Source organism: Asanoa siamensis (assembly GCF_016862555.1).
Taxonomy (GTDB): domain Bacteria; phylum Actinomycetota; class Actinomycetes; order Mycobacteriales; family Micromonosporaceae; genus Asanoa; species Asanoa siamensis.
Window position 1 is genome coordinate 43423 of record NZ_BONE01000026.1, and the last position, 23452, is coordinate 66874.

Genomic DNA, 23452 nt, shown 5'->3' on the forward strand with positions numbered 1-23452 from the left:
AGCGAGCGAAGGCGGGTTCCCGCAGGCTGTCGGCCCGCGGGAACCCGCGCGTAGGCGGTTCCCGCAGGCCGTTGGCCCGCGGGAACCCCTGCCTGTCAGGAGACCGTGAACGGCACGGTCACCGTGGACTGCCTCCCCTCCGTGGCGGTGGCGTCCACCCGGACCGTCGTCGGGGCGTTGCCGATCGCGTTCCAGACCTCGAGCTTCGCGCAGCCGCCCGTCATCGCGGCGAGCGTGCCCGACGACGACCGCAGCCCCGCCGCCTGCGTGTAGGCCTCGGTGCCGGGCACCGGATCCGTGGCGAAGTAGGCGTACGTCTCCACCCGGCTGAACGTGCCCGTGCCGGCCGGGTCGTACGAGACCCGGGCCTGCACGCCCTGCGCCACCGCTCCCCCGGCGTCCACGTGGAGCTGGAACGCCGTCGTGCCGCTGACCGGGCCGCGCAGCCCGCACAGCGTGAACGTGGCCGGGTTGTGCGGCGTGCCGTCCCAGTTGCCGTTGGCCGCCGCCAGCGTGACGGTGGTCGCCGCGCCACCGGCCGATGTGGACAACGCACCGCCCGAGCGGACGAGCAACCGGTTCGAGCCCACCGGCGGGTTGCTCGTGGGCGGGTTGCTCGTCGGCGGGTTCGACGTCGGCGGGTTCGAGGTCGGCGGGTCCGTCGGTCCGCCGGTCGGCGGGTTCGACACCCCGCCGCCACCGCTCCAGGTGAACGCGCCGGTCGTCGCCGTGCGGCCGCCGGCCACCGTGAGCGTGCGCCCGTCCGAGAACCGCACCGTCACCGGGTTGGCCGTCGCGTTCGTCGCCACGTAGGTCCGCGCGCCGTTCTTCGTGAACACCGCGTACAGCGGCGTGTCCGCCGTGACGGAGGTGTCGACCGTGCCGAGCGCGGCGACGTTGCGCAGCCAGTGGAACGTGTGCGCCCGCGTCTCGCCGTCCTCCGGCGGATAGCCCGGGTTCGCCCGCCACGCCGCCAGGGCCGCGTCACCGGCACCGCCCGAGCCCAGGGCGCGGAACGACCAGAGCACGTCCGGCCAGACGGTCGGTTGCCCGCCGTTGTTGCGGACCAGCTCGTCCCAGTTGGTGTTCACATAGGACGGCCGCTGGCCCAGGTAGAGCGACCCGCCCGTGATCGGCAGCAGGTTGATGCCCTGGATCATCTCGGGCTCGCCGCTGAACCATGTGGCGTACGCGCCGCCGTCGCCCCAGACCATGCCGACCGTGCTGTGCCCGAACGCCGCCGGGTAGTTGCTGTCCGACGAGTCGAACCAGTACTCCTGGATCGCCTGCGCCTGGGTCGTGTAGATGAACAGGCCCGCGTCGCGGACCGCGGGCTGGCCCGTCGCGATGCCCCACTGGATGAGGGCGTTGGCGAAGTTCATGCCCTCCGACGACGACTCCTGGTTGTTGCCCGCGCCGAACGCGCCGTGCCCGGCGGCCCAGTCGTGCCCGGCGTAGATGTCGAAGTCGCGCAGGAACGGGAACATGGTGTCGGACCGCTGCCAGCTGTTGGCGTCGCGGATCAGCAGGTTGACCATCGCGCCGTACTGCGACTGCGCCGCCCACCCCGGGTCGAACCGGGCCAGCGTGGCGGCCGCCGCGATGAAGTAGCCGTAGTGGAAGTGGTGGTCGTTGAGCTCCGTGTCGGACCCGTACGAGGCCGGGTAGCCGACCAGCGTGCCCCAGGCGGCGTCGTACGCGAAGACGCGCTGTGTCTTGCCCGCCGAGGCGGTGAACCAGTCGGTGAGCCGCGTGCGGATCGCCGAGAGCATCCGGTCCCGCTGGGTGGTGCGCCCGAGCTGGTCGGCGATCTCGGCGAGGCGGGCGGCCCGGCCGAGACCCTTGCCGGTCCAGTAGGTGTCGTTGCCCACGCCGGCCAGCGGGTCGCCGTTGGCCACCTGGTCGAGCAGCGTGCCCAGGGTGGTCAGGTCGGCGCCGGTCGACGTGGCGACGGCCGGGACCTCGGGCAGCACGCCGTTGAACCGGATGGCGGTGGTGAAGGACGAGACCCCGACGAGGGTACGCATCGGCCCGCGCGCGGAGACGTAGGTCGGGGTGATCGGCGTACCCGAGGCGAGGTTCTTCCACTGGTGCGGGTAGAGGCTCGCGACCGTGCCTCCGCCGGAGCCCTCGCGGGCGGTGGTGGCGAACGCGTAGGTCGCGTTGACGCTGCTGGTCGCCTGGTTGAACGACCAGCTCACCGTGGTGCCGGTGACGTGCCGGTGCGCGTAGGTCGCGTAGCTGTCGGCCAGCGCGGTCCGCTCGGCCGCCGGCGTCGACGTGGTCGTCGGCAGCAGCGCCACCGACAGGTAACCCCGACCGGCCAGTGTGGACGTGATCGTGGTGCCGCTGACGGTCCAGGTGGCACCGGTCGGCGCGAACGCGACGTAGTCGTGCCCGCGCATCGTGAAGCCGACCCGGTTGCCGCTGTTGACCCAGACGGCCGGCGTGCTCGGGAACGAGAGCACCGCGTTGCCGCCGGTCACCTGGGCGTACACGAACGGCAGGCCGTGCCCGATCGTCGCGCGCAGGGTGCGGCCGTTGCCGGCCCAGTACGGCGAGACGGTCCAGTCGGTCCAACCGTCCACCTTGACGTCGGGCGAGCTGAGCCCGGCGACGCCGAGGGTGAACTCCCGGCTGTACGGGTAGTGGTACTCCCCCACGGTCGTCGGCGTGCCCGAGATCGTGGGCGTGGTGGTGTAAGAGACGCCGAGGCCGTCGCCGGCCGGCTGGAACGACATCGGGTGCGCGTGCAGCGGCGCCGAGAACTGACAGCTCGCGTTGTCGCGCTTGTAGAGCAGCGACGACCACCAGTCGTTGGTCGGCACCGCCCCGGCAGGCGCGTTGCCGGTGACGTAGAGGCGGGGGTTCGCGGAGACGCCGGCGCAGGCGACGGGCGCCGCGCCGCCGGCGGGACGGCTGGTGGCGTAGCTGCCGGCGCCCAGCGGTGCCGCGCCGGCGGGGTCGAGCATCGTGAACGAGAGGGCCGTGGTCACCAGGGCCACGGCGAGGACGGCGGCCGGCGCGCGCCACCGATGAGAGAACGGTTTCATGGTGCCTCCGGGGACGGTCGGGGGCGTTCTATTGCAGAGCAGGTCACCAAACCCAGCGGCGGATGTCAATGGCATCTCAGTGGGCGAGAGAGCGCTCTCACAGGGTGGCCAGCTCCAGCACGTCGTCCAGGGCCAGCGCGGCGCCGCCGGTGGTGAGACGGCGGTACGGCTCGTCCCCGAGGCTGGCCCGCAACCGCCGGCCGGTCTGCGCGTGGTCCTCCCGGTCCACACCCCACATGTCGGTCCCGGCCGTCCCGCGCACGCCCTCGGCGGCACCGAACAGCGTCGCGGCCCGGTCGGTGTCACCGGTCCGCTCCGCCACGGCGGCGAGCCCGTCCAGCGCCCGCGGGATCGTCTCCCGGCTGCCGAACGCGACCGCCCGCTCGAGGGCCTCCCCGAACTGCCGGCCGGCCAGCGCGAGGTCGCCCGTGTGCAGGTGCGCCAGCGCGAGCCCGATGAGCCCGTTGCTGAACAGCACGTCGTCCTGCGCCTCACGGGCGTCCCGCACACCGGCCTCGAGCAGCGGGATCGCGGCGTCCTCCCGGTGCATGGTCACCCGGGCGAGGCCGAGCGAGAGCTGGGCCAGCAGGAGCCACCACCGGTCGTCGAGCCGGCGGAACGTGTCGACGGCGGAGCGCAGCTCCCGGTCGGCCTCGTCGGGGTCCGTCGCGGCGTCGATCGTGCCGAACACGAGTGACGCGGTGGCCGCCCCGCGCTCGTCGCCGCGCGCGACGAAATGCGCGCGGGCCGCCGGCAGCACCTCCGCCGCCCGGCCGTAGTCGGCGCGCAGGAACGCCAGCATGCCGAGCACGAGCTGGGCGTTGGCCCGGTCGTCGGCGCTCAGGTCGGTCGCCAGCGCCCGGTCCATCGCCTCCTGGACGTCGACGGCGAGACCCTGGTCGAACAGCAGCGGCCAGATGGCCAGGCCCATGCCGACCGCCGACCCGGCGTCGCCGTTGTCGACGAACCAGCGCAGGGCGAGCCGGCAGTTGTCCCGGTCGGCCACACAGGTCAGCACCAGCGGCCGGATGCGGTCGTTGCCGGCGAGCGACGCGCCGATGTCGAAGGCCAGGCGGCGGAAGTGCTCCGCGTGCCGCTTGCGGAGCTGTTCGGCCTCACCGGTCCCCGCCAGGCGCTCGGTCGCGAAGTCGCGAACGACGTGAAGCATGCTGAACCGGGGCTCGCCGGGCACCGAGTGGTCCGGGCGCAGCAGCGCCTTGTCCACAAGGGACGACACGTCGTCGAACGCCGCGTCGCAGACCGTCTCCGCCGCGTCGAGGCGGAAGCTGCCGCCGAACACGCCGAGCCGGGCGAACAGCGTGCGGTCCGGCGGGTCGAGCAGGTCGTAGCTCCAGGCGATCGTCGAGCGCAGCGTGCGCTGCCGCGACGGCATGTCGCGGGCGCCTGCGCCGAGCGCGTCGAAGCTGCTGTCGAGTCGCGCCAGCAGGTCGGGCAGGTCCAGCAGCCGGGTCCGCGGCGCGGCCAGCTCGATGGCCAGCGGCAGGCCGTCGAGCCGTCGGCAGATCTCCGCGATGGTACGCACGGCGGACTCGTCCAACCGCAGCCGCACCCCGGCCGCCGCGGCCCGGTCGGCGAACAGCCGCACCGAGTCCGCCCTGCGCGCGGTGGCGGTGCTGTCGGCCCAGTCCGGCACGCCGAGCGTCGGCACCTCGAAGACGTGCTCGCCGGTGAGGTGCAGGGGTTCACGGCTGGTCGCCACCACGGTGAGCCGGGACGTCCGCGCGACGAGCTCGGCGACCATCGGCGCCACGTCCAGCACGTGCTCGAAGCCGTCGAGCAGCAGCAGGGTCCGGTGCCCGTCGACGGAGCCCGCCACCGCGTCGAGCACCGACAGGCCGGGTGTGTCGGGCACGCCCAACGCGGCGGCGATCGCCGGCGGCACCTGGCGGGCCGAGGCGAGCTGGTCGACCTCCACCGTGGCCACGGACTCGAACCTGCGGGCGACGGCCGCCACGACCTCGACGGCGAGGCGGGTCTTGCCGATCCCGCCCGGCCCGGCCAGCGTCACCACCCGCGGGCCGGATCCGCGCAGCAGCGACCGCAGCTCCTTCTGCTCGCGCCGGCGCCCGATGAACGTGTTGGTCCCACCGAGCCGGCGCGGCGTGCGAACGGGCTCGACGGGTTCGGCGGGTTCGGCGGGTGCGGGTGCGCCGGTCGTCCCGCCGAAGCGTTCGCTGAGCAGCAGGGCGAGGTCGCCGCCGATCAGGCCGACCAGCTCGTCGGGGTGCGCGAACGTACGGTAGGAGACGCCGCCGCGGGCCACCCGCTCCAGCATCTCGGTCAGCCGCGGCTCGCGGTGCGGCGCCGGGCGCTGCACGTACACGAGCTGGGGTTTGCCCTTCGCGGCGAGGAACTCGTCCTCGAGGCCGGACACCTCGCGGCCCGGCTCGACCATGCCGTAGCTCTCGCCGTACATCGCGACGAAGACGTCGCTCTGGTCCAGGTAGGCGAGGTACAGGTCGCGCGGCGGGTACGGCCGGGCACCCAGCTCGAACATCACCGGCGTGAGGTGCAGCTGCTCGATGGCCCGCCGCGCGGCGACCCGGGCCTCCGACAGCTCGTTCATCGTCGAGCTGACGAAAACCCGCAACCGCTGGTCAGGCGTACGGATTTCGGGCATATCGACCCCGTTGACCAGCCTATCCAGAGCCGCGGAGCCGGATGTCACGAATCGCGGGGCCGCTCGGTCCGTATCTGGTGAGTGGAAGCGAGGAGGGTGGCCATGGTGTCGGAACCCCGCCTGCCCAGCGCGTTGCGGGCCGTCGTCGCCGAGCGGCGGCTGCTGGAGATCCTCGCGTACGGCCTGATCGGCGACCGGGAGGCCGCGGAGCACGCGGTCCGCGCCACGTACGCGCGCTGGTACACGATGCCGCCGGCCGCGCGGGAACGCGTGGCGGACCCGCTGTCCTGGCTGGTCACCACGCTGGTGCGCGGCTGCGTCGTAGGACCGCGGCGCAGGGGTACGTGTCTGTGCACCGGCGCCCGGCGGCGGCGGTCGTAGAGCCATGCGAGGAACGGGGCGAACGGTGATGGAGAGGCCAGAGAGACTGGGGACCCTGGACGGCGCGCTGGAGGCGTTCGGCGCCGTGCGGCCGCGGCTGTTCGGCATCGCGTACCGGATGCTCGGCACCGTCGCGGACGCCGAGGACGTCGTGCACGACGCGTGGCTGCGCTGGCAGCAGACCGACCGCGACCGGGTCCGCGACCCGGAGGGCTTCCTGATCACGACGACCTCCCGGCTCGCGCTCAACGCCGTGACGTCGGCCCGCGCCCGCCGCGAGGTCTATCCCGGACCGTGGCTGCCCGAGCCCGTCGACACGGCCGCCGACCCCGTGTTCCGGGCGGAGCGCGACGAGTCGCTTGAGCTCGCGCTGCTGCTCCTGCTGGAGCGGCTCACGCCGGCCGAGCGGGCGGTGTACGTGCTGCACGAGGCGTTCGACTACCCGTTCCGGCAGATCGGCGAGGTGCTCGGCACGTCCGAGACGAACGCGCGGCAACTCGGGCGGCGGGCCCGCACGCATCTCGCCGAGGAGCGGCCGGCCACCGTCGGGCGCGCCGACCACGGCCGGCTGCTGCGCTCGTTCCTGGCCGCGGCCCGCGCCGGTGACCTGGACCAGTTGGAGCGGCTGCTGGCCGAGACCGCCACCTCGTACGCGGACGGCGGCGGCACCGTCCGGGCCGCACCGCACCCGATCGTCGGCCGCGAGAACGTGGCGCGCTACATCGTCGGCCTCTGGCGCAAGTACGGCGCCGACCTGGACATGGAGATCGTCGAGTCGAACGGCCAGCCGGCGATCCTCGCGTCCCACGACGGCGAGGCGGTCGCCCTGATCGCGATCGACGCCTCCGACGCCGGCATCGAACGCGTCCTGCTGACCCTGAACCCCGAGAAGCTGTCCCGCTTCCAGCACCAGGAATGACCGAGGAGTCGTACGCATGAAACTGGGCAACAACGAGGTCGAGCTGTTGGGCACGGCGCTGCCGCCGCTGCTCCCGGCCGGCTCGCACGTGATGACGGCGACGATCGAGCTGCCGCCGGGCGACCCGGGCTCACCGCCGCACCGGCACTCCGGTCCGGTGTTCGGCTACCTGCTCGACGGGGAGATGATCTTCGAGCTGGAGGGCGAGCCGGAGCGGGTGATCAAGGCCGGCGAGGCGTTCTGGGAGCCGGGCGGCGACGTCATCCACTACCAGGCCGCCAACAACCTGCCGGACCGGCCGACCACGTTCCTGGTCGTGATGGTCTGCGCGCCCGACCAGGAGATGCTCGTGCTGGTCGGCGCGGACGAGCTCGAAGCCCGGCGCCACCTGCGCGCCCCGCGGCCATGACCCGGGTCCTGCTCGCCGGTGCGACCGGCGTCATCGGGCGGCGGCTCGGGCCGTTGCTGGCCGCGCGCGGCCACGAGGTCGTCCCGCTCGCCCGCACCGGGCCGGGCGCCGTCGACCTGTTCGATCGCGACGGTGTCATGGCGGCCGTCGCCGCTGCCCGGCCGGACGTCGTCATGCACCAGGTGACCACGCTCGCCTCGGGCGACCTCGCCGCCAACTCGCGGCTGCGGCAGGTCGGCACCCGCAACCTCGTCGACGCGGCGCTGGCGGCGGGCGTGCGGCGGATCGTGGCGCAGGGCATCGCCTGGGCGTACGAACCCGGCCTCGCGCCGGCGACCGAGGACACGCCGTTCGACGCCGGCGCCCCGGAACCGCGCCGGACCAGTGTGGCCGGTGTCGCGGCGCTCGAGGCGGCGGTGCGCGAGGCGCCCGAATGGGTCGTGCTGCGCTACGGGACGCTCTACGGCCCGGACACCTGGTTCGCCCGTGGGGGCCTGATGGCGCAACGGGCGCCGGCCGGCGCGGTCCGGGCGGACGCCGACGTGAGCAGCCTGCTGCACGTCGACGACGCCGCCTCGGCCGCGGCCGAGGCGCTCGACTGGCCCAGCGGCGCGGTCAACGTCTGCGACGACGAGCCCGCGCCCGCCGCCGAGTGGGTGCCCGCGTTCTGCGCGGCGGTCGGTGTGCCCGCGCCACCCGTGTCGACCGGCGAGCGGCCGCACGCCTGGGCCCGCGGCGCCAGCAACCGCCACGCCCGCGAAGGACTCGGCTGGAAGCCCGCGTACCCGTCCTGGCGGACCGGGTTCGCCGGCCTGTGAGAGGAGGAGTCATGCCGGACCGACTGGCCGTCATGAGCGACGACTACGAGCGTTTCGGGCTCGAGCGCGACGCCGTGCGGGAGTGGGAGGACGGCGCCCGCACCGACGGGCGGGCGGGAACCTACGAGTGGTGGTACTTCGACGCCCACCTCGACGACGGCGCGAAGGTCGTCGTGGTGTTCATGAACAAGGACCTCAGCGCGACCGGCGGCGGCCTCGCCCCGCAGCTTCGGGTCAATGTGGACCTGCCCGACGGCACCACGAGCAACCACACGATCGCGGTCCCCGCTGCGCAGTGGTCGGCGCTGCGCGGGCGCACCGACGTGCGGATGTGGCCCGGCAACCACTTCACCGGGTACGGCCTGCGCGACTACCGGATCGAAGCGACCGCCGGTGACGTCCAGGTCGACCTCACGCTGACCGCCGACGTGCCCGCCTGGCGCCCGGCGACCGGGCACATGCTCTTCGGGCCGGTGCGGGACCTGGAGTTCAGCTGGCTGCCCGCCGTGCCGCAGGGCACCGTCCGCGGCTCGTACACCGTCGCGGGTGTCCGGCACGACGTCACCGGGGTCGGCTACCACGACCACAACTGGGGCAACGTCGGCCTGCTGAAGATCGTCAACGACTGGTACTGGGGGCGCGGGCAGGCCGGGCCGTACACGGTGATCGCGTCGTTCATCACCGCGACGGCCACGTACGGCTTCCACGAGATCCCGATCTTCATGCTGGCCCGCGACGGCCGGATCATCGGCGACGACCCGGCGAAGCTGACGTTCGAGCGGCAGGACGTCTACACGGATCCGAAGACCGGCAAGCCCGTGGCCGGGATCGTCCGCTACACCTACGTCGACGGGCCCGACACCTACGTCGTGACCTTCGACCGGGAGCGCGACCTCGTCCGCAACCCGCTCACCGGCGACCTGCCGTGGTGGAAGCGGGCCGCGGCCCGGCTGGCCCGGTTCGACGGCGCCTACCTGCGCTTCGCGGGCGTGCTCACGATCGCGCACCACCGCGACGGCCGGCTGGTCGAGCAGGTCGCCGACGAGGCGATCTGGGAGCTGATGTACTTCGGCCGCGCCCGGCCGGAGCGCGCCGGAACGCCCGCTGTCAGCGCTTCCGCCACCGCGGATCGCGTCCGCTGACCGCGAGCACGGCCGCGAACGGTCCCGCGTCCGGGGCGACCGGGACCGGATCGGCGAAGATGCCACGGGCGCGGCCCTGCTCGACCATCTCGGCCATGAACCGGGTGGTCAGCTCGACGGTGCCCGGCTCGGGCGCGTAGTCCTGGCCGGTCGCCCGGGCCAGGTCCCAGCCGTGGATCGTGAGGTCGGCGGCCAGCATCGAGGCGACCGCGGCCGGCGGCATCTCGTACGCGCCCAGGGTGATCGGGCCCGCCGGCGGCTCCGCCCAAGCGGCCCGCGCGTCGGCGGCGTCGGTGTCGAAGCGGTCCGCGAACTCCGGGTCCATCAGCTCCGCGGCCCACAGCTCGCCCGGCACCGGCCCGCCGCGCCCGGCCAGCGCCAGCGCGCTGCCCACCTGGAGCAGGTGGTTGACCAGCGTGCGCACGTCCCACTGCGCGCACGGCGTCGGCGCGGCCAGGTCGGCCGGGGTCACGGCGCGCAGCACGGCGCCCGTACGCCCGGTCGCGTCGGAGATCACGGAGTCGAGGTGCATGGGGACCACGCTAGGCCGACGGCCGGTGCCGGGGCTTGAACAAACGCGACATAGCCTGGGCGGATGCCGGGGATCCTGCACGCCGGGCGGGCGCACCGGGCGTTCCGGTTCAGCACCCGGGCGCCGGCCGCCGCGCTCGCGCCCTACGTCGCGCACTACTGGATCATCCACTGGGACCTGCGCGGGCAGGCGCCGCACGAGCAGGCGGTGCTCACGTACCCGGCCGTGAACGTCACCTTCCTGCCCGGCCGCTGCCGCGTCACCGGCGTGCCCCGCGGCCGGTTCACCGAGGTGCTGACCGGCACCGGGCGGGTGTTCGGCGTGCGGTTCCGGCCGACCGGGTTCCGCCCGTTCCTCGGCGCGCCCGTAGCCACGATCACCGACCGCTTCCTGCCGGTCGACGAGGTGTTCCCCGACCTGGCCGCCGACGCGGTCCTGGCCGCTTCCGACGCGGACGCCGCGGCGCTGCTCGACGGGTTCCTCACCGCGCGCGCCCCGGCCGAGCCGGACCCGGCCGCGCGCACCGTCGAGGCGATCGCCGCCCGGGCCGCCGAGGACCCGGCCGTCACCCGGGTCGACCACCTCGTCGACGCGTTCGGTGTGGGCGCGCGGACGATGCAGCGCCTCTTCGCCGACCACGTCGGCGTCGGCCCGAAGTGGGTGATCCGCCGGTACCGCCTGCACGAGGCGGCCGCCGCGGCCGCGGAGCGCGGCGAGAACCTCGACGTGGGCGCCCTGGCCGCCCGCCTCGGCTACGCCGACCAGGCCCACCTGACCCGGGACTTCACGGCCGTGGTGGGCGAGCCGCCGGCCCGCTACGCGCGTGCCCAGCCCGGCGCCGCGCCGGGGCCGGAGTAGCGTCGCGGGTATGAGGATCGTCATCGCCGGCGGCCACGGGCAGGTGGCCCGGCTGCTCAACCGGCGGCTCGCCGACAGCGGCCACACGGTCGTGGGCATCATCCGCAACCCCGCGCACACCGCCGACGTGGTGGCGTCCGGGGCCGAGCCCGTCGTCCTCGACCTGGAGAAGGTGTCCCGCGAGGACGTGGCCGCCGCCCTGGACGGCGCGGACGCGGCCGTGTTCGCCGCCGGCGCCGGCCCGGGCAGCGGCCCGGCTCGCAAGTGGACGGTCGACCGGGACGCCTGCGTCCTGCTCGCCGCGGCGGCGGCCGCGGCCGGCGTGCGCCGGTTCGTGGTGCTCTCCGCGATCGGCGCCGACGACTTCGACCCGTCCCTCGACGACGACTTCGAGGTCTACCTGGAGGCGAAGAGCGCGGCCGATGCCGCGGTCCGCGGCAGCGACCTGGACTGGACGATCCTGCGCCCGGACGGCTTCACCGACAAGCCCGGCACCGGGAAGGTGACGGTCGGCGAGACGGTCGCCCGGGGCAGCATCCCCCGCGCCGACGTGGCCGCGTCGATCGCCGCGGTCCTGACCGGCAACCTGGCCGTGCGCCGGCAGTTCGAGGTCACCGGCGGAGACACACCGATCGACGAGGCGATCGGCGCTCTCTAGCTCCTCAGCGCGGGGCGGGGTCGGCCGGCAGCTCCACCGTGGACGACTCCGGCTCGTCGTCGTCCGTCACGTCGTCGTCCTTCTCGTCGTCGTCCTCCCCCGCCGGCTCCGTGCCCGGTGGCTCGTGGTCCGGCGTCGGCTCGCCCGTCGGATGCTCGACGAGATAGCGGACCGCGGTGTTGGCCACGGCCAGGATCGGCACGGCCACCAGACCACCGACGATGCCGCCGACCACGACACCGGTCGCGATCGCGAGGATCACGGCGAGCGGGTGCAACGCGACCGCCCGCCCCATGATCAGCGGCTGCAGCACGTGCCCTTCGAGTTGCTGCACCCCGATCACGATGGCCAGCACGATCAGCGCGCTGATCGGCCCCTGGGTGACCAGGGCGACCAGCACCGCCACGGCCCCGCTGACCGTCGCACCGATCACCGGGATGAAGGCGCCGAGGAACACCAGCGCCGCCAGCGGCAGGGCGAGCGGGACCCCCATCACCGCCAGGCCGATGCCGATGCCGACCGCGTCGATGAACGCCACGAGCACGGTGGCCCGCACGTACGAGACGAGCGTGTGCCACGAGTAGTGCCCGGCCCGGGCCACCGGCACCCGCGCGCCCCGCGGCAGCAGCCGGCACAGGAAGGTCCAGATCGACTCGCCGTCGCGCAGGTAGAAGAAGAGCGTGAAGAGCACCAGGAAGAACCCCGTGACGACCTCGCCGACCGTGGTCGCCGTGCTCAGCGCCCCGGTGGCCAGGCTGTCCCGGTTGTCCATGAACTGCCGCTGCAACTGCTCGATCGCGTCGTTGACCTGGGCCTGCGAGAGGTGCAGCGGGCTGTTCGCCAGCCAGGTCTGCACCTCGTCGATGCCCTGCCCGACCTGGTCCGAGAGGTCGTCGAACTGCGAGATGAACGTCTGCACGATCAGGCTGAGCCCACCGAAGACGACGATCAGCCCGCCGAGCAGCACCAGCGCGGCCGCCAGCGACCTGTTCATCCCGCGGCGGCGCATGGCCGCCGCGACCGGCTCGAGCAACGCCGCGAGCAGGATCGCCACGACCACGGGAATCAGCACGATCCGGAGAATCCCCATGACCCGGAGCAACAGGTACGCGGCCGCGACGAACAGCACGATCCGCCAGGCCCACGCGCCCGCCACCCGGATGCCCCGGGGTATCCCGTCGTCGATCGACGGCTGCTTGTCGACCAGCACCACCGGCGGCGGTGCGGGCGGCGCCAGCCGCTGGTTCGGGGTGAACGGCGGCGGTCCACCCCGCCGCCCGGCGGTGCTCAAGCTGCTGCGCGCCCGCTGCCGGACGGAGTCGACCCACGTCATGCGCACTGCGTTGCCCCGCGCGGACGCTCGGGAAACCCCATGATGCGGTTGACCGCACCGGGACCGGGTGGGCCGCCCGGTCGTCCGGCCCGCCGCACGCCGGAAGGCTGGTCACATGGACGACACACCGGTGATGGCGGAGGGGTTGGGCCGGCGGTACGGCGGGCGGCTGTGGGCGTTGCGGGACGTCTCGCTGGCCGTACCGGCGGGGCGGTTCGTGGCGGTGATGGGCGCGACCGGCTCCGGCAAGAGCACGCTGCTGCACTGCCTGGCCGGCCTGGACCGGCCCACCGCCGGGCGGGTGCGGCTGGCCGGCCGCGACATCGCCCGGCTGCGGGAGGCGGCGCTGACCCGGTGGCGCCGCGACCGGGTGGGCTTCGTGTTCCAGTCCTACAACCTGCTGTCGGCGCTGACCGTCGCCCGCAACGTGCTGCTGCCCGCGCGGCTGGGCGGCCCGCGGATCAGCGCCGGCGACCTCGCGGCGATGCTCGACGCCGTGGGCCTGGGCGGGATGGGCGACCGGCCGGTCGGTGACCTGTCCGGCGGCCAGCGCCAGCGGGTCGCGGTGGCCCGGGCCCTGGTCACCCGGCCCGCGGTCGTGTTCGCCGACGAGCCGACGGGCGCGCTCGACCCGACCACCGGCGGCCAGGTGCTCCGGCTGCTGCGGGCCGCGGCCGTCCGCGACGGCGTGACCGTGGTGATGGTCAGCCACGATCCTGTCGCGGCGGCGCACAGCGACCGGTTGCTGCTGCTGCGCGCCGGCCGGCTGGTCGCCGACACCCCCACGCCGGACGCGCCCGCCATCGCGGACCTGCTGCGCGGCGTGACCGACCAGGCACCGGTGCCCGCGTGAGGGCCGGGATCGCGGCCCAGGCGCTGCGCGCGCACCGCTGGGCCTTCGTCGGGCCGGCGAGCACGCAAACGGTCGCCGCCACCGTGCTGACCGCGACCCTGACCACGGCGCTGGCGCTGCGGGACCACCCCGCGGCCGAGATCTCGGAGGCGATGGTCGCCTTCGCCGCGATCGCCGGCTACCTCACGGTGCTGCTGGTCGGCATCACCATGAACGCCGCGATCGCCCAGCAGTCCGGCGACATCGCGCTGCTCCGCGCGGTCGGCGCGACCCCGGGCCGGATCCGCCGCGCTGTCGCCGTGGAGGCGGCCGCGATCGCGCTGCCCGCCGGGGTCGTCGGCCACCTGCTCGGCCTGGCCGCGGGCCGGGAATGGCTGGGCGCCCTGGCCGCGCACGGGCTGGCCCCCGCGGACGTCCGGTTCGCGGTTGTGCCGTGGCTGCTCGCGCCGGTGCTCGGCGTGCTCGTCGTCACCTCGGTGCTCGGCGCGCTGGTCGCGGCGATCCGGCCCGCGCGGGCCCGGCCCGCCGTCGCGCTCGCCGACGTGGCGACCCGCCGGCCCCGGTTCACCGCGGTCCGGGTCGGCCTGGGACTGGCGCTGGTGGCCGCCGGCGTGACGCTGTCGGTCTTGATCGCGGACCGTGCGGCGGAGGCCGCCGACGACGCCGCGTTCTTCGTCATGCTCTCGCTCTGTGTGGGCGTCGGCCTGCTCGGCCCGGTCGTGCTGCGGGCGGCCATCGCCGTGACCCGCCCCCTGACCGGTCTCGCCGGCACCGGGCGGCTCGCCGCCGACAACGTGGCGGTGCTGTCCCGGGCGCTGTCGGGTGCCCTGGTGCCGCTGGTGCTGGCGGTCGCGTTCGCCGCGGTCAAGGTCGCGGCGCACACGACGGCCACGCACGTCACGGGCCGCGCCGGGCCGGCGGCCGAGGTCTGGCTGGACGCTGCCGGCACCGGCGTCTACTGCCTGTTCGCCGCCGTCGCGGCGGTCAACACGCTGGCCACCGTCGTGGTCGGGCGCCGGCGCGACCTGGCGACGCTGCGCCTGGCCGGCGCCACGCGCGGGCGGGTGCTGGCCGTCGTGATCTGCGAAGCTGGCATCGTGACCGGCACCGCGCTCGCCCTCGCCACCGCCGTGGCGGGCGTGACGCTGGTGCCGATCGTCCACTCCGGACTCGGCACCTGGGTGCCCTACCTTCCGCCCGCCGCCTGGGTGACCGGCATCCTCGCGGCCGCCGCGGTCGTGGCGGCCGGCACGGTCCTGCCGGCCGCGTTGTCGACCCGCGGCCGGCCGGTCGAGGCGCTCGCTTGACCGCCGTCCTGCTCGCCCCGTTCACGCCGCGGACCTGGCGGATGGTGGGCTACGCGCTCACCAGCCTGCTGCTCGCGGTGCCGGCCTTCCTGGTGCCGGTCGCGCTGGTCGTCGCGGCGCCGCTGGCGTTACTCGGCGTCGGGCTGCCGCTGCTGGTCGGGGTGCTGCTGCTGGCCCGGCACCTGCCGGGCTGGTTCGGGTCGGCGGCCCGGCCGCTGCTGGGCTGGGACCTGCGCCCGGCACCGCCGCTGGCCGGCCGCACGGTGCTCGCCCGGGTCCGCGAGGTGCTGGTCGACGGGCGGGCCTGGCGCGCCGCCGTCTACGCGTTCGTCAAGGTGCCCCTGGCGGGCGTCACCGCGTACCTGACCCTGCTCGGCGCGCTGTTCGGCGCGCTGCTGCTCACCTCGCCGGTGTGGTGGGCCACGGGGGTCGACGACCTGGCACCGCTCGGCGTCGACAGCGGGCTCGACGCGACCTACCTGACCCTGGCCGGCGCCGGCGCGCTGCTGCTGTTCCCGTGGGTCCTGCGCGGGCTGGTGGCCGTCGACGGCGTCCTCGCCTCACTGCTGCTCGGGCCCGGGCCGGCCGCGGAGCGGATCGACGAGCTGGTGGCCGGCCGGGCCGCGCTCACCGCCGGCGCCGCGGGCACGCTGCGCCGGCTGGAGCGCGACCTGCACGACGGCACGCAGGCCCGGCTGGTGGCGCTGGGGATGACGCTGGCCCGGGTCGAGAAGCGGCTCGAGCCCGCCGACGACGAGGTGGCCGCGCTGGTCGGCGGCGCGCGGACGGCCGTCACCGAGGCGCTCGACGAGCTGCGGGACATCGTGCGCGGCATCCACCCGCCCGCCCTGGACGCCGGGCTGCCCACCGCGCTGAGCACACTGGCCGCGCGCAGCGGGCTGCCGGTCGCGGTCTCGGTCGAGCTGGACCGGCCGGTGCCGCCGGAGGCCGCCACGACGCTCTACTTCACGGCGGCCGAGCTGCTCAGCAACGCCGCCCGCCACGGTCGGGCGCGGGCGGCGACGCTGTCCCTCACCCGCGCGGACGGTTGGTTACGGTTGGTCGTGACCGACGACGGCCGCGGTGGCGCGGCACCTTCCAGCACCGGTACGGGCCTGCGCGGCCTCGCCGAACGGGCCCGGGCCCTCGACGGGCGGTTCGAGGTCGACAGCCCCGACGGCGGGCCGACCGTCGTCACCGTGCGGCTGCCGGCGGCCTGAGATGCGCACCGTCATCGCCGAGGACAACGCGCTGATGCGCGACGGCATGGCCGCGCTGCTGGCCGACCACGACGTGACCGTGCTGGCCGCCGTGTCCGACGCGACGGCGCTGCTGGCCGCGGTCGAGGAGCACCGGCCCGACGTGGCGATCGTCGACGTCCGGATGCCGCCGAGCTTCACCGACGAGGGGGTGCGGGCGGCCATCGCGATCCGGGCGGCGTACCCCGGCACCGGTGTGCTGGTGTTCTCGCAGTGGGTCGAGACGGTGTACGCGCACCAGCTCCTGCGCGAGCACCCGGAACGCGTCGGCTACCTGCTCAAGGACCGCATCGTCAGCACGGCGTCCTTTCTGGACGCCCTGCGCCGCGTCGCCGAGGGTGGCGTGGCCCTGGATCCGGAGGTGATCCGCCAGCTCCTGTCGGCGCCCACAGTGGACGCCGGCCTCGCCCGGCTCACACCGCGCGAACGGGAGATCCTGGCGCTGCTGGCGGAGGGCCGCTCCAACGTGGCGATCGCGGCGGACCTCCGGCTCGCGGGACGCAGTGTCGAGAAGCACGTCACCGCCATCTTCACCAAGCTGGACCTGCCGCCCGCCGCCACCGACCACCGCCGCGTCCGCGCGGTCCTGCGCTATCTGGAGGCCCAACCCCGCTAACGCTGTCCACGGGCTAGGACGGTACGTTGCCCTCCGCACACCGGTCGCGCGATCATCGACGGCAGGTTATGGATCGCTCACCGGACCGGGGGGTCATGCAGGGTCTCGATCCACGGGGAGTGACCTCGGCGGAGGAATATGTCGTCCTGCTGCGGCGCGTACGGGACCGTTCGGGCCTGTCCTACCGGACGATCGCCAAGCGTGCCGGCGCCGTCCTGCCCGCCAGCACGCTGGCGACGATGCTCGCGCGGCGCACCCTCCCCCGCCGCGAGCTCGTGTCCGCCGTGCTGGCCGCGTGCGACGTGCGACCGGCGGCGGTCGCGGTCTGGCTGGAGGTCTGGGAGCGGCTGGCCGAGCGGGCCGGCGACGCCGAGGAGGAGCCGCCGCCCGAGACCGTGCCGTTCCAGCTCCCACCGCCGCCGCCCGTCGTGGTCGGCCGGGCCGACGAGTTGGACCGCCTCGCCGCCGGGCTGGCGGAGCCGCAGGGCGTCTGGCTGCTGACCGGAGCCGGCGGCGTCGGCAAGTCCACGCTCGCGCTGCTGGCCGGCCACCGGGCCGCCGCCCGCTATCCGGGTGGCTGCCTCTACGTCGACCTGCGCGGGGCGAGCGCCGACTGGGCGCCGAGCGAACCGCACGACGTGCTCCTCGGTTTCCTGCGGGCCCTCGGCGTGCGGACCGCGCCGCACACGGTCGAGGAGGCCAGCGCCGTGTTCCGCAGTGTGACCGCCGACCGGGCCATGCTGGTCGTCCTCGACAACGCCGGGTCGGCGGCGCAGGTGCGGCCGCTGCTGCCGAGCGGCCCGCGGACGGGCACGCTGATCACCAGCCGGTGGCGGCTGCCCGACCTCGACGTCACCGGCCGCCTGCCGGTGGAGCCGCTGTCCACGACCGCCGGGAGCGACCTGCTCGCCCACCTGTGCGGCGCCGACCGGGTGGCCGCGGAGGCCGGCGCGGCCGGCGACATCGTCCGGCTGTGCGGCGGGTCCCCGCTGGCCCTGCGGATCGTCGGGTCCCGGGCCGCCGCCCGGATGGTGCCGGGGACGCTGGGCGCCGTCGCCGGCCACCTCGGTGACCACGCCCGCCACCTCGACGAGCTCGAGGTCGGTGACCTGTCGGTGCGGGCCGGGCTGCGGGTGGGCTACCGCAGCCTGGTCGAGAGCGCCGACGGCCTGGCCGCGACCGTGTTCCGCGTCGCCGCCGTCCCCGACTGGATCGACCTGAGCGCGGCCGCCTGCGCCGCGATGCTCGACACGCCCGTCGTGACCGTCGACCGGGCCCTGGAGCTGCTCCTCGACGCCCACCTCGTGGAGAGCACGACCGCGGGCCGGTTCCGCTACCACGACAGCGTACGGATCTTCGCCCGCGAGCAGGCCGAGGCGGTCGACCCGGCCGAGACGCTGGCCGCGGCGTCGGAACGGCTCGTCGCCGTGATGTTCAGCGCCGCGGCGAGCGCAACGCGGTCGCTGTTCCCGCACGACCCGCTGCCGTACGGCACGCTCGGCGCCACCGCCCAGTCCCTGATCCCGCCCGACGCGACCACGGCGCAGGCCTGGCAATGGCTGGAGCGGGAACGGGTCAACCTGCGGCTGCTCGCCGGTCAGGAGCTCGCCGCCGGGCGCTCGCTGCCGGCGATCCGCGACCTGGGCGTCGCGATCGCCAAGTACCTCGACTACGCGGGCCACTTCGTGGATCAGGCCCGGTTCGGCCAGCTCGCGATCGCGGCCGCCGAGGCGCTCGGTGACCGGCTCGCGGTGGCGCAGGCGCTCAACACGCTGGCGATCGGGATGCTGCGGCACGAGCGGCGGCGCGAGGGCATCGCGATGCTCGAGCAGGCGCTGGCGGTCCGCCGCGAGCTGGGCGACCGCGCCGGCGAGGCCGCCAGCCTCAACAACCTCGGCAACGCGCACCGCGACGAGGGCGACCTGGACACGGCGCTGCGCTGCCTGCAGGAGAGCCTGGCGCTGCGCCGGGAGCTGAGCGACCGCTACAAGACCGGGTCGGCCCTCGACAACATCGGCATCGTGCTGCGCCTGATGGGCCGGTTCGCGGAGGCCCTCGACCACCATCACGCCGGCCTCGCGATCACCCGCGAGCTCGACGACCGGATCCGCGAGGCGCTCGTGCTGACCAACCTGGCCGAGACCGAGCACGTGGCCGGCCAGCCGCACGACGCCCTCGGCCACGCCGAACGGGCCCTGGCGCTGAGCCGGGACCTGCGGCACGACCGCGGCAGCGGCCTCGCCCTGCGGCTGATGGGCGACGTCTACGCGAGCCTCGGCCAGACCGCGCGCGCCCGCGCCTGCCACGACGAGGCCGCGGAGCTGCTGCTCCAGCCGGCGGCCCGGACGGCCCCCGAATCAGTCATCCGCCCGGCCCGCCGGTGACCGGGGGCTTCCTATCCTGGCCGGCCGGACGCCGCCGGTGGAAGGATCTCGAACGATCTCGAACGAACTCGAACACCCGACCGTCGGCAGTGTCGTGATGGGTTGGTACGGGCCGGGCCTCTGGTTCGAGGACGAGGGCCAGGGTGACGCCGTCGTCCTGATGCCGGGCTGGGGCGGGAGCATCGTCGACCTCGACGGCGTGCGCCGGGCGCTGCGCGGCGGCTTCCGGGTCATCGCCGTGGACCTGCCGGGCTCGGGGCGGTCGCAGCCGCAGCCGCGCGCGTACCCGCCGACCTACTACGTTGACGACGCGCACCTGCTGCTCGCCCTGCTCGACGACCTCGGCGTCGGCGCCGCCCACCTGGTCGGGTTCAGCGACGGCGGCGAGGAGGCCCTGCTCATGGCGCGGCTCCGACCGGCCCGGGCCCTGTCCGTGTTGACCTGGGGCGCGGCGGGCAGCATCGTCGCGACGCCAGAGATGCTGCGGGCGCTGCGCGTGTTGATCGACGAGCCGGTCCCCGAGTTGCTGCCGCTGGCCGCCTACCTGGCCGAGAAGTACGGCGCCGACGGCGCCCGGACCATGGCCCGCACCTGGTCGGCGGCGATGGCCGCGATCGTCGAGGCGGGCGGCGACATCAGCCGCTCGGGCGCCGCGGACATCACGTGCCCGGCCCTGCTGATCACGGGTACGCACGACCCGGTCTGCCCACCGGACCTCGTCCGCGAGATGGCCGCCGCGATCCCACGCGGCCGCTTCCTCGAGGCGCCGGACGCCGGACACCCGGTGCACGTGTCACACGCCGCGTGGCTGATCCCGCGGATCGTCTCCTGGCTCGGTGACCACTAGCTACGTTCTGGGCGATCGCGCCCCCGCGGGTCTATCGGGCACGTAGCGTGAGCGCGTGGAGCAGGTCGGCGTCGGTGTCATCGGGACCGGCTACATCGCGACCGGGGCACACGCGCCGGCGATCACCGCGGTGCCGGGGGCGCGGCTGGTCGCCGCCCTGTCGCGGACCGAGTCCACGGCGCGGGAGTTCCTCGGAACGTTCGACGCCTCCGGCGCGCGGGCGTACGACGATCTCTCCGCCTTTCTGACCGATCCTGACCTTGATCTGGTGATCGTCACCTCGCCCGACGCGCTGCACGCCCCGCAGGCCGAGGCGTGTCTGCGGGCCGGCAAGCACGTGCTCGTCGAGAAGCCGATGGCGCTCGGGCTCGGCGAGGCGCGCACGCTCGTCGACCTGGCCGCGCACGGGAAGCTGGTGCTCGCGGTCGGCTACCACCTGCGCTGTCACGCCGGCCACGAGGCGCTGCGCGAACGCGTGCTGGGCGGCGAGATCGGCACGGTCCGGCACCTGCGGCTGGCCTGGTCCTATCCCTTCGAGGACACCAACTGGCGGGCCCGCAGCGACCTGGCCACCTGGTGGGCGCTGTCGGCGACCGGGACCCACTGCCTCGACCTCGCCCGCTGGCTCGCGGACGACGCCGACGACTGGGCGCGGTTCTCGGCCCTGATCGGCAACAGCCGGTGGCGGGCGCCGCGGGACGAGACGGCGGTCATCGCCGCCGAGCTCGCGTCCGGGCCCACGGTCGAGGTGCTGAGCTCCGTGCAGTTCCCGGAGTACACGCGGGTCGAGATCTTCGGCGACCACGGGTCGTCGATCTGCGCCGGTACGTTCGGCCCCGACGGCGGCGGCGAGATCGTCCTCAACGGGCGGCCGCTCGACTACACCCCCGTCAACCCGTTCGTCGTCCAGCTCTCCCGCCTGGTCCAGACCATCGCCGGCCAGGCCGAACCGGCCGCGGACGGCGCCGCCGGCCTGCTCGGGGTGCGCGACCTGCTCCAGGCGGCCGCTTGACAGGCAAGCCGCTGCTTGCATAACGTTCCGTGGCGTGGCGGGCGACGACGTGTTCAAGGCACTGGCCGATCCCACGCGCCGCACGATCCTCGACGAGTTGACCGAGCGCGACGGGCAGACGCTCTTCGAGATCTGCGCGCGGCTGGCGACCCGGCACGGGCTGGGCTCCTCGCGCCAGGCGATCTCGCAGCACCTCGAGGTCCTGGCGGCCGCGGGCCTGGTCGAGACGCGCCGCGCGGGCCGCTACAAGTACCACCATCTCAACACCACGCCGCTGCGGACGATCGTCACGCGGTGGCTCGAGCGGGAGGGCACCCCATGAAGATTCACCTGGCCAGCGTCTTCGTCGACGACCAGGAGAAGGCGTTGCGGTTCTACACCGACGTGCTCGGGTTCAAGGAGAAGGTCAACGTGCCGCTGGGCGAGCACAGGTGGGTCACCGTGGTCTCGCCGGAGGACCCGGACGGCACCGAACTGGTCCTGGAGCCCGACGAGCACCCGGCGGCTAAGCCCTTCAAGACGGCGCTGGCCGAGGACGGCATCCCGGTGACGTCGTTCGCGGTCGACGACGTCCGGGCCGAGTACGAGCGCCTGCGCGCCCGCGGCGTCCAGTTCACCCAGCCGCCGACGGAGATGGGCCCGGTGACCACGGCGACCCTCGACGACACCTGCGGCAACCTGATCCAGATCGCCCAGTTCCACTAGGCCCTACTCGCCGCGGATGGGCAGGTAGTAGGCCGCGGAGAAGCAGGCGATGACCGCCACACCCGCCAGGGGTACGAAGAAGCCGACGATGATGCCGGCGCCGATCCAGGCCAGGGCCAGCGCGAAGCGGCGGGTGATCGCGCGGGCGGCGGCCGGCGTCGTGTCCAGCAGGTCGGCGCGGCGCAGGTGGGTCCAGATGAGGTTGAAGAGGGCGGCGGCCGACCACAGGGTCGTGCCGTAGAAGACGATCGCGGTGCCGATGCCCTCCTCCGCCCGGAGGGCGCCCGCGAGCAGCGACGTCGAGAACGGCAGGAAGCCGATCACCATCAGCAGCAGGGTGTTGAGGAACAGGACGCCGCGGTCGACGTGGCGGACCCGGTCGAACATCACGTGGTGGTTGATCCACACCTGGCCGATGTTGAGGAAGCTGACGACGTAGGCCAGATAGGACGGCCAGAGCCGGCCCAGGCCGTGGGTCAGGTCGCCGAAGTCGTCGGGCGGCACGATCTCGAGCACGAGCAGCGTCACCGCGATGGCGAAGACGCCGTCGCTGAAGGCGACGAGCCGGCCGGGGCTCCGCAGGAGGCGCGGCTCGCGGGTCGACCCGGCCGCCGGCCGCCCGTCGGCCATCAGGCGGCCTTGCGGCCGGTCTTCTTCGCGGTCGTCTTCTTCGCGGTGCTCTTCTTCGCCGTGCTCTTCTTCGCGGTCGTCTTCTTCGCCGTGGAGGTCTTGGCGGTGGACTTCTTCGCCGCCGTGCCCTTGGCCGCCGTCTTCTTCGCCGGCGCCTTCTTCGCGCTGGTGGACGTCTTCTTCGCAGCCGACGCCTTCTTCGCGGCACCGGTCTTCTTCGCACCGCCACCCCGCCGCGCCTTCGCGTCCTCGACGCTGCGCCGCAGCACCTCCATCAGGTCGGTGACGTTGGTCGCCTCCGGCGCCGCCTCGGTCTCGGTGATCTCCTCACCGGCCTTCTTCGCCTCGATCAGCTCGTTGACCCGGTCCGTGTAGGTGTCCCGGTATTCCTCGGGCTTCCACCCGCTGGTCATCGAGTCGATGAGCTGCGCCGCCATGCTCAGCTCCGTCGGCTTGAGCTTGACCTTGCCCGGCATGTCGGCCAGGTCGTCGGCGTGCCGCACCTCGTCCGAGAAGAACATCGTCTGCAGGACGAGCACGTCGCCGTCGGCGCGGATGGCGGTCAGGTACTCCTTGTTACGCATGACCAGCGTGCCGATCGCCGCCCGGTTGGCGTCGGTCATCGCGTCGCGGAGCAGGGCGTACGTGCGGTTGGTCTCCTCGCCGCCCGGGCCGAGGTAGTAGGCCTTCTGGTAGAAGATCGGGTCGATCTCCTCGAGGTCGACGAACGCGTGAATCTCCAGGCTGCGGGACCGGCCGGGCGCGATCGAGTCGAGCTCGTCGGGGTCGAGGATCACGTGCTGGCCGCCACCGACGTCGGCGCCGCGCACGATGTCCGCGTACTCGACCTCCTTGCCCGTCCGCTCGTTGACCCGCTGGTAGCGGATCCGGTCGCTGGTCCCCTTCTCGAACTGGTGGAACGAGACCTCGTGCTCGCGGGTCGCCGAGTACATCCGCACCGGCACCGCCACCAGGCCGAAGCTGATCACTCCCGTCCAGATCGGACGCGCCATCACCACCACCTCCGCAGGAGACCTACTACCCGCGAGCCTCGCACGCGAACCGGTCAGCCGCTGACAAACATGCGTCTTGCAC

At 74.1% G+C, this 23452-nt stretch carries 22 protein-coding genes; 16 read left to right on the top strand and 6 right to left on the bottom strand.

The genetic code is table 11. The features are described from left to right. Positions 1-95: 95 nt before the first annotated feature. Positions 96-3053, bottom strand: coding sequence for a glycosyl hydrolase (locus tag Asi02nite_RS17585; RefSeq protein ID WP_203714234.1), 2958 nt, complete (start codon positions 3051-3053; stop codon positions 96-98). 97 nt (positions 3054-3150) lie between these two features. Next, positions 3151-5694, bottom strand: a complete 2544-nt coding sequence (locus tag Asi02nite_RS17590) for a DUF4062 domain-containing protein (protein ID WP_203714236.1) — start codon at positions 5692-5694, stop codon at positions 3151-3153. 102 nt (positions 5695-5796) lie between these two features. Between Asi02nite_RS17590 and Asi02nite_RS17595 the strand changes: the two genes are divergently transcribed. The 5 genes from Asi02nite_RS17595 to Asi02nite_RS17615 are packed head-to-tail and all read left to right on the top strand — an operon-like array spanning position 5797 to position 9363. Next, on the top strand, positions 5797-6075 hold the full coding sequence (locus tag Asi02nite_RS17595; protein ID WP_203714238.1) for a sigma factor: 279 nt from the start codon (positions 5797-5799) through the stop codon (positions 6073-6075). Between the two features lie 28 nt (positions 6076-6103). Then, on the top strand, positions 6104-6994 hold the full coding sequence (locus tag Asi02nite_RS17600) for an RNA polymerase sigma-70 factor (RefSeq protein WP_203714240.1): 891 nt from the start codon (positions 6104-6106) through the stop codon (positions 6992-6994). A gap of 16 nt (positions 6995-7010) precedes the next feature. Next, entirely contained in the window at positions 7011-7403 is a 393-nt protein-coding gene (locus Asi02nite_RS17605; RefSeq protein WP_203714242.1) for a cupin domain-containing protein, read from the top strand. After that, entirely contained in the window at positions 7400-8221 is an 822-nt protein-coding gene (locus Asi02nite_RS17610; RefSeq protein ID WP_203714243.1) for an NAD-dependent epimerase/dehydratase family protein, read from the top strand. Before Asi02nite_RS17605 ends, Asi02nite_RS17610 begins: the two co-directional genes overlap by 4 nt. 11 nt (positions 8222-8232) lie before the next feature. Beyond that, positions 8233-9363, top strand: a complete 1131-nt coding sequence (locus Asi02nite_RS17615; RefSeq protein WP_203714245.1) for a lipocalin-like domain-containing protein — start codon at positions 8233-8235, stop codon at positions 9361-9363. Here Asi02nite_RS17615 and Asi02nite_RS17620 read toward each other — a convergent pair. Next, positions 9329-9895 carry a TIGR03086 family metal-binding protein gene (locus Asi02nite_RS17620; RefSeq protein WP_203714248.1) on the bottom strand — a complete coding sequence of 189 codons (567 nt, stop codon included), beginning with the start codon at positions 9893-9895 and terminating at the stop codon, positions 9329-9331. The two genes, Asi02nite_RS17615 and Asi02nite_RS17620, sit on opposite strands and share 35 nt — an antisense overlap. A 63-nt stretch (positions 9896-9958) precedes the next feature. Here Asi02nite_RS17620 and Asi02nite_RS17625 point away from each other — a divergent pair, with 63 nt between their 5' ends. Beyond that, a complete protein-coding gene (locus Asi02nite_RS17625; protein ID WP_203714251.1) occupies positions 9959-10753 on the top strand; it encodes an AraC family transcriptional regulator in 795 nt (264 codons plus the stop codon). Between the two features lie 10 nt (positions 10754-10763). After that, positions 10764-11411 (top strand): NAD(P)H-binding protein, encoded by a 648-nt coding sequence (locus tag Asi02nite_RS17630; protein ID WP_203714253.1) that lies wholly within the window; start codon positions 10764-10766, stop codon positions 11409-11411. A 4-nt stretch (positions 11412-11415) separates the two neighbouring features. On the opposite strand, the gene Asi02nite_RS17635 is transcribed toward Asi02nite_RS17630, so the two are convergent. Then, positions 11416-12744 carry an AI-2E family transporter gene (locus tag Asi02nite_RS17635; RefSeq protein WP_203714255.1) on the bottom strand — a complete coding sequence of 443 codons (1329 nt, stop codon included), beginning with the start codon at positions 12742-12744 and terminating at the stop codon, positions 11416-11418. A 115-nt stretch (positions 12745-12859) separates the two neighbouring features. On the opposite strand from Asi02nite_RS17635, the gene Asi02nite_RS17640 reads away from it, so the two are divergent. The 9 genes from Asi02nite_RS17640 to Asi02nite_RS17680 all read left to right on the top strand — a co-directional run bounded on the left by Asi02nite_RS17640 (position 12860) and on the right by Asi02nite_RS17680 (position 21727). Then, complete coding sequence (locus Asi02nite_RS17640; RefSeq protein WP_203714257.1) at positions 12860-13597, top strand: ABC transporter ATP-binding protein; 738 nt, start codon at positions 12860-12862, stop codon at positions 13595-13597. Next, positions 13594-14904 carry an FtsX-like permease family protein gene (locus tag Asi02nite_RS17645; protein WP_203714259.1) on the top strand — a complete coding sequence of 437 codons (1311 nt, stop codon included), beginning with the start codon at positions 13594-13596 and terminating at the stop codon, positions 14902-14904. The genes Asi02nite_RS17640 and Asi02nite_RS17645 overlap by 4 nt, the downstream gene beginning before the upstream one ends. Continuing rightward, positions 14901-16124: a sensor histidine kinase gene (locus Asi02nite_RS17650; RefSeq protein WP_203714261.1), complete on the top strand. Its 1224-nt coding sequence runs from the start codon at positions 14901-14903 to the stop codon at positions 16122-16124. The genes Asi02nite_RS17645 and Asi02nite_RS17650 overlap by 4 nt, the downstream gene beginning before the upstream one ends. Before the next feature lies 1 nt (position 16125). Next, positions 16126-16779 (top strand): response regulator transcription factor, encoded by a 654-nt coding sequence (locus tag Asi02nite_RS17655; protein WP_203714263.1) that lies wholly within the window; start codon positions 16126-16128, stop codon positions 16777-16779. Between the two features lie 119 nt (positions 16780-16898). Beyond that, complete coding sequence (locus tag Asi02nite_RS17660) at positions 16899-19163, top strand: ATP-binding protein (protein WP_203714266.1); 2265 nt, start codon at positions 16899-16901, stop codon at positions 19161-19163. A gap of 37 nt (positions 19164-19200) precedes the next feature. Continuing rightward, complete coding sequence (locus tag Asi02nite_RS17665) at positions 19201-20010, top strand: alpha/beta fold hydrolase (protein WP_203714269.1); 810 nt, start codon at positions 19201-19203, stop codon at positions 20008-20010. Positions 20011-20065: 55 nt separating this feature from the next. After that, the gene (locus tag Asi02nite_RS17670) at positions 20066-21022 is read left to right on the top strand and encodes a Gfo/Idh/MocA family protein (protein WP_203714272.1); all 957 of its coding nucleotides are present in this window, start codon (positions 20066-20068) and stop codon (positions 21020-21022) included. Between the two features lie 34 nt (positions 21023-21056). Then, complete coding sequence (locus tag Asi02nite_RS17675) at positions 21057-21344, top strand: ArsR/SmtB family transcription factor (RefSeq protein ID WP_203714275.1); 288 nt, start codon at positions 21057-21059, stop codon at positions 21342-21344. Further along, positions 21341-21727 carry a VOC family protein gene (locus Asi02nite_RS17680; protein WP_203714278.1) on the top strand — a complete coding sequence of 129 codons (387 nt, stop codon included), beginning with the start codon at positions 21341-21343 and terminating at the stop codon, positions 21725-21727. Before Asi02nite_RS17675 ends, Asi02nite_RS17680 begins: the two co-directional genes overlap by 4 nt. A 3-nt stretch (positions 21728-21730) precedes the next feature. On the opposite strand, the gene Asi02nite_RS17685 is transcribed toward Asi02nite_RS17680, so the two are convergent. Then, the gene (locus tag Asi02nite_RS17685) at positions 21731-22357 is read right to left on the bottom strand and encodes a TMEM175 family protein (RefSeq protein WP_203714282.1); all 627 of its coding nucleotides are present in this window, start codon (positions 22355-22357) and stop codon (positions 21731-21733) included. Beyond that, positions 22357-23370 (bottom strand): non-homologous end joining protein Ku, encoded by a 1014-nt coding sequence (ku, locus tag Asi02nite_RS17690; RefSeq protein WP_203714292.1) that lies wholly within the window; start codon positions 23368-23370, stop codon positions 22357-22359. Before ku ends, Asi02nite_RS17685 begins: the two co-directional genes overlap by 1 nt. Between the last annotated feature and the right edge of the window lie 82 nt (positions 23371-23452).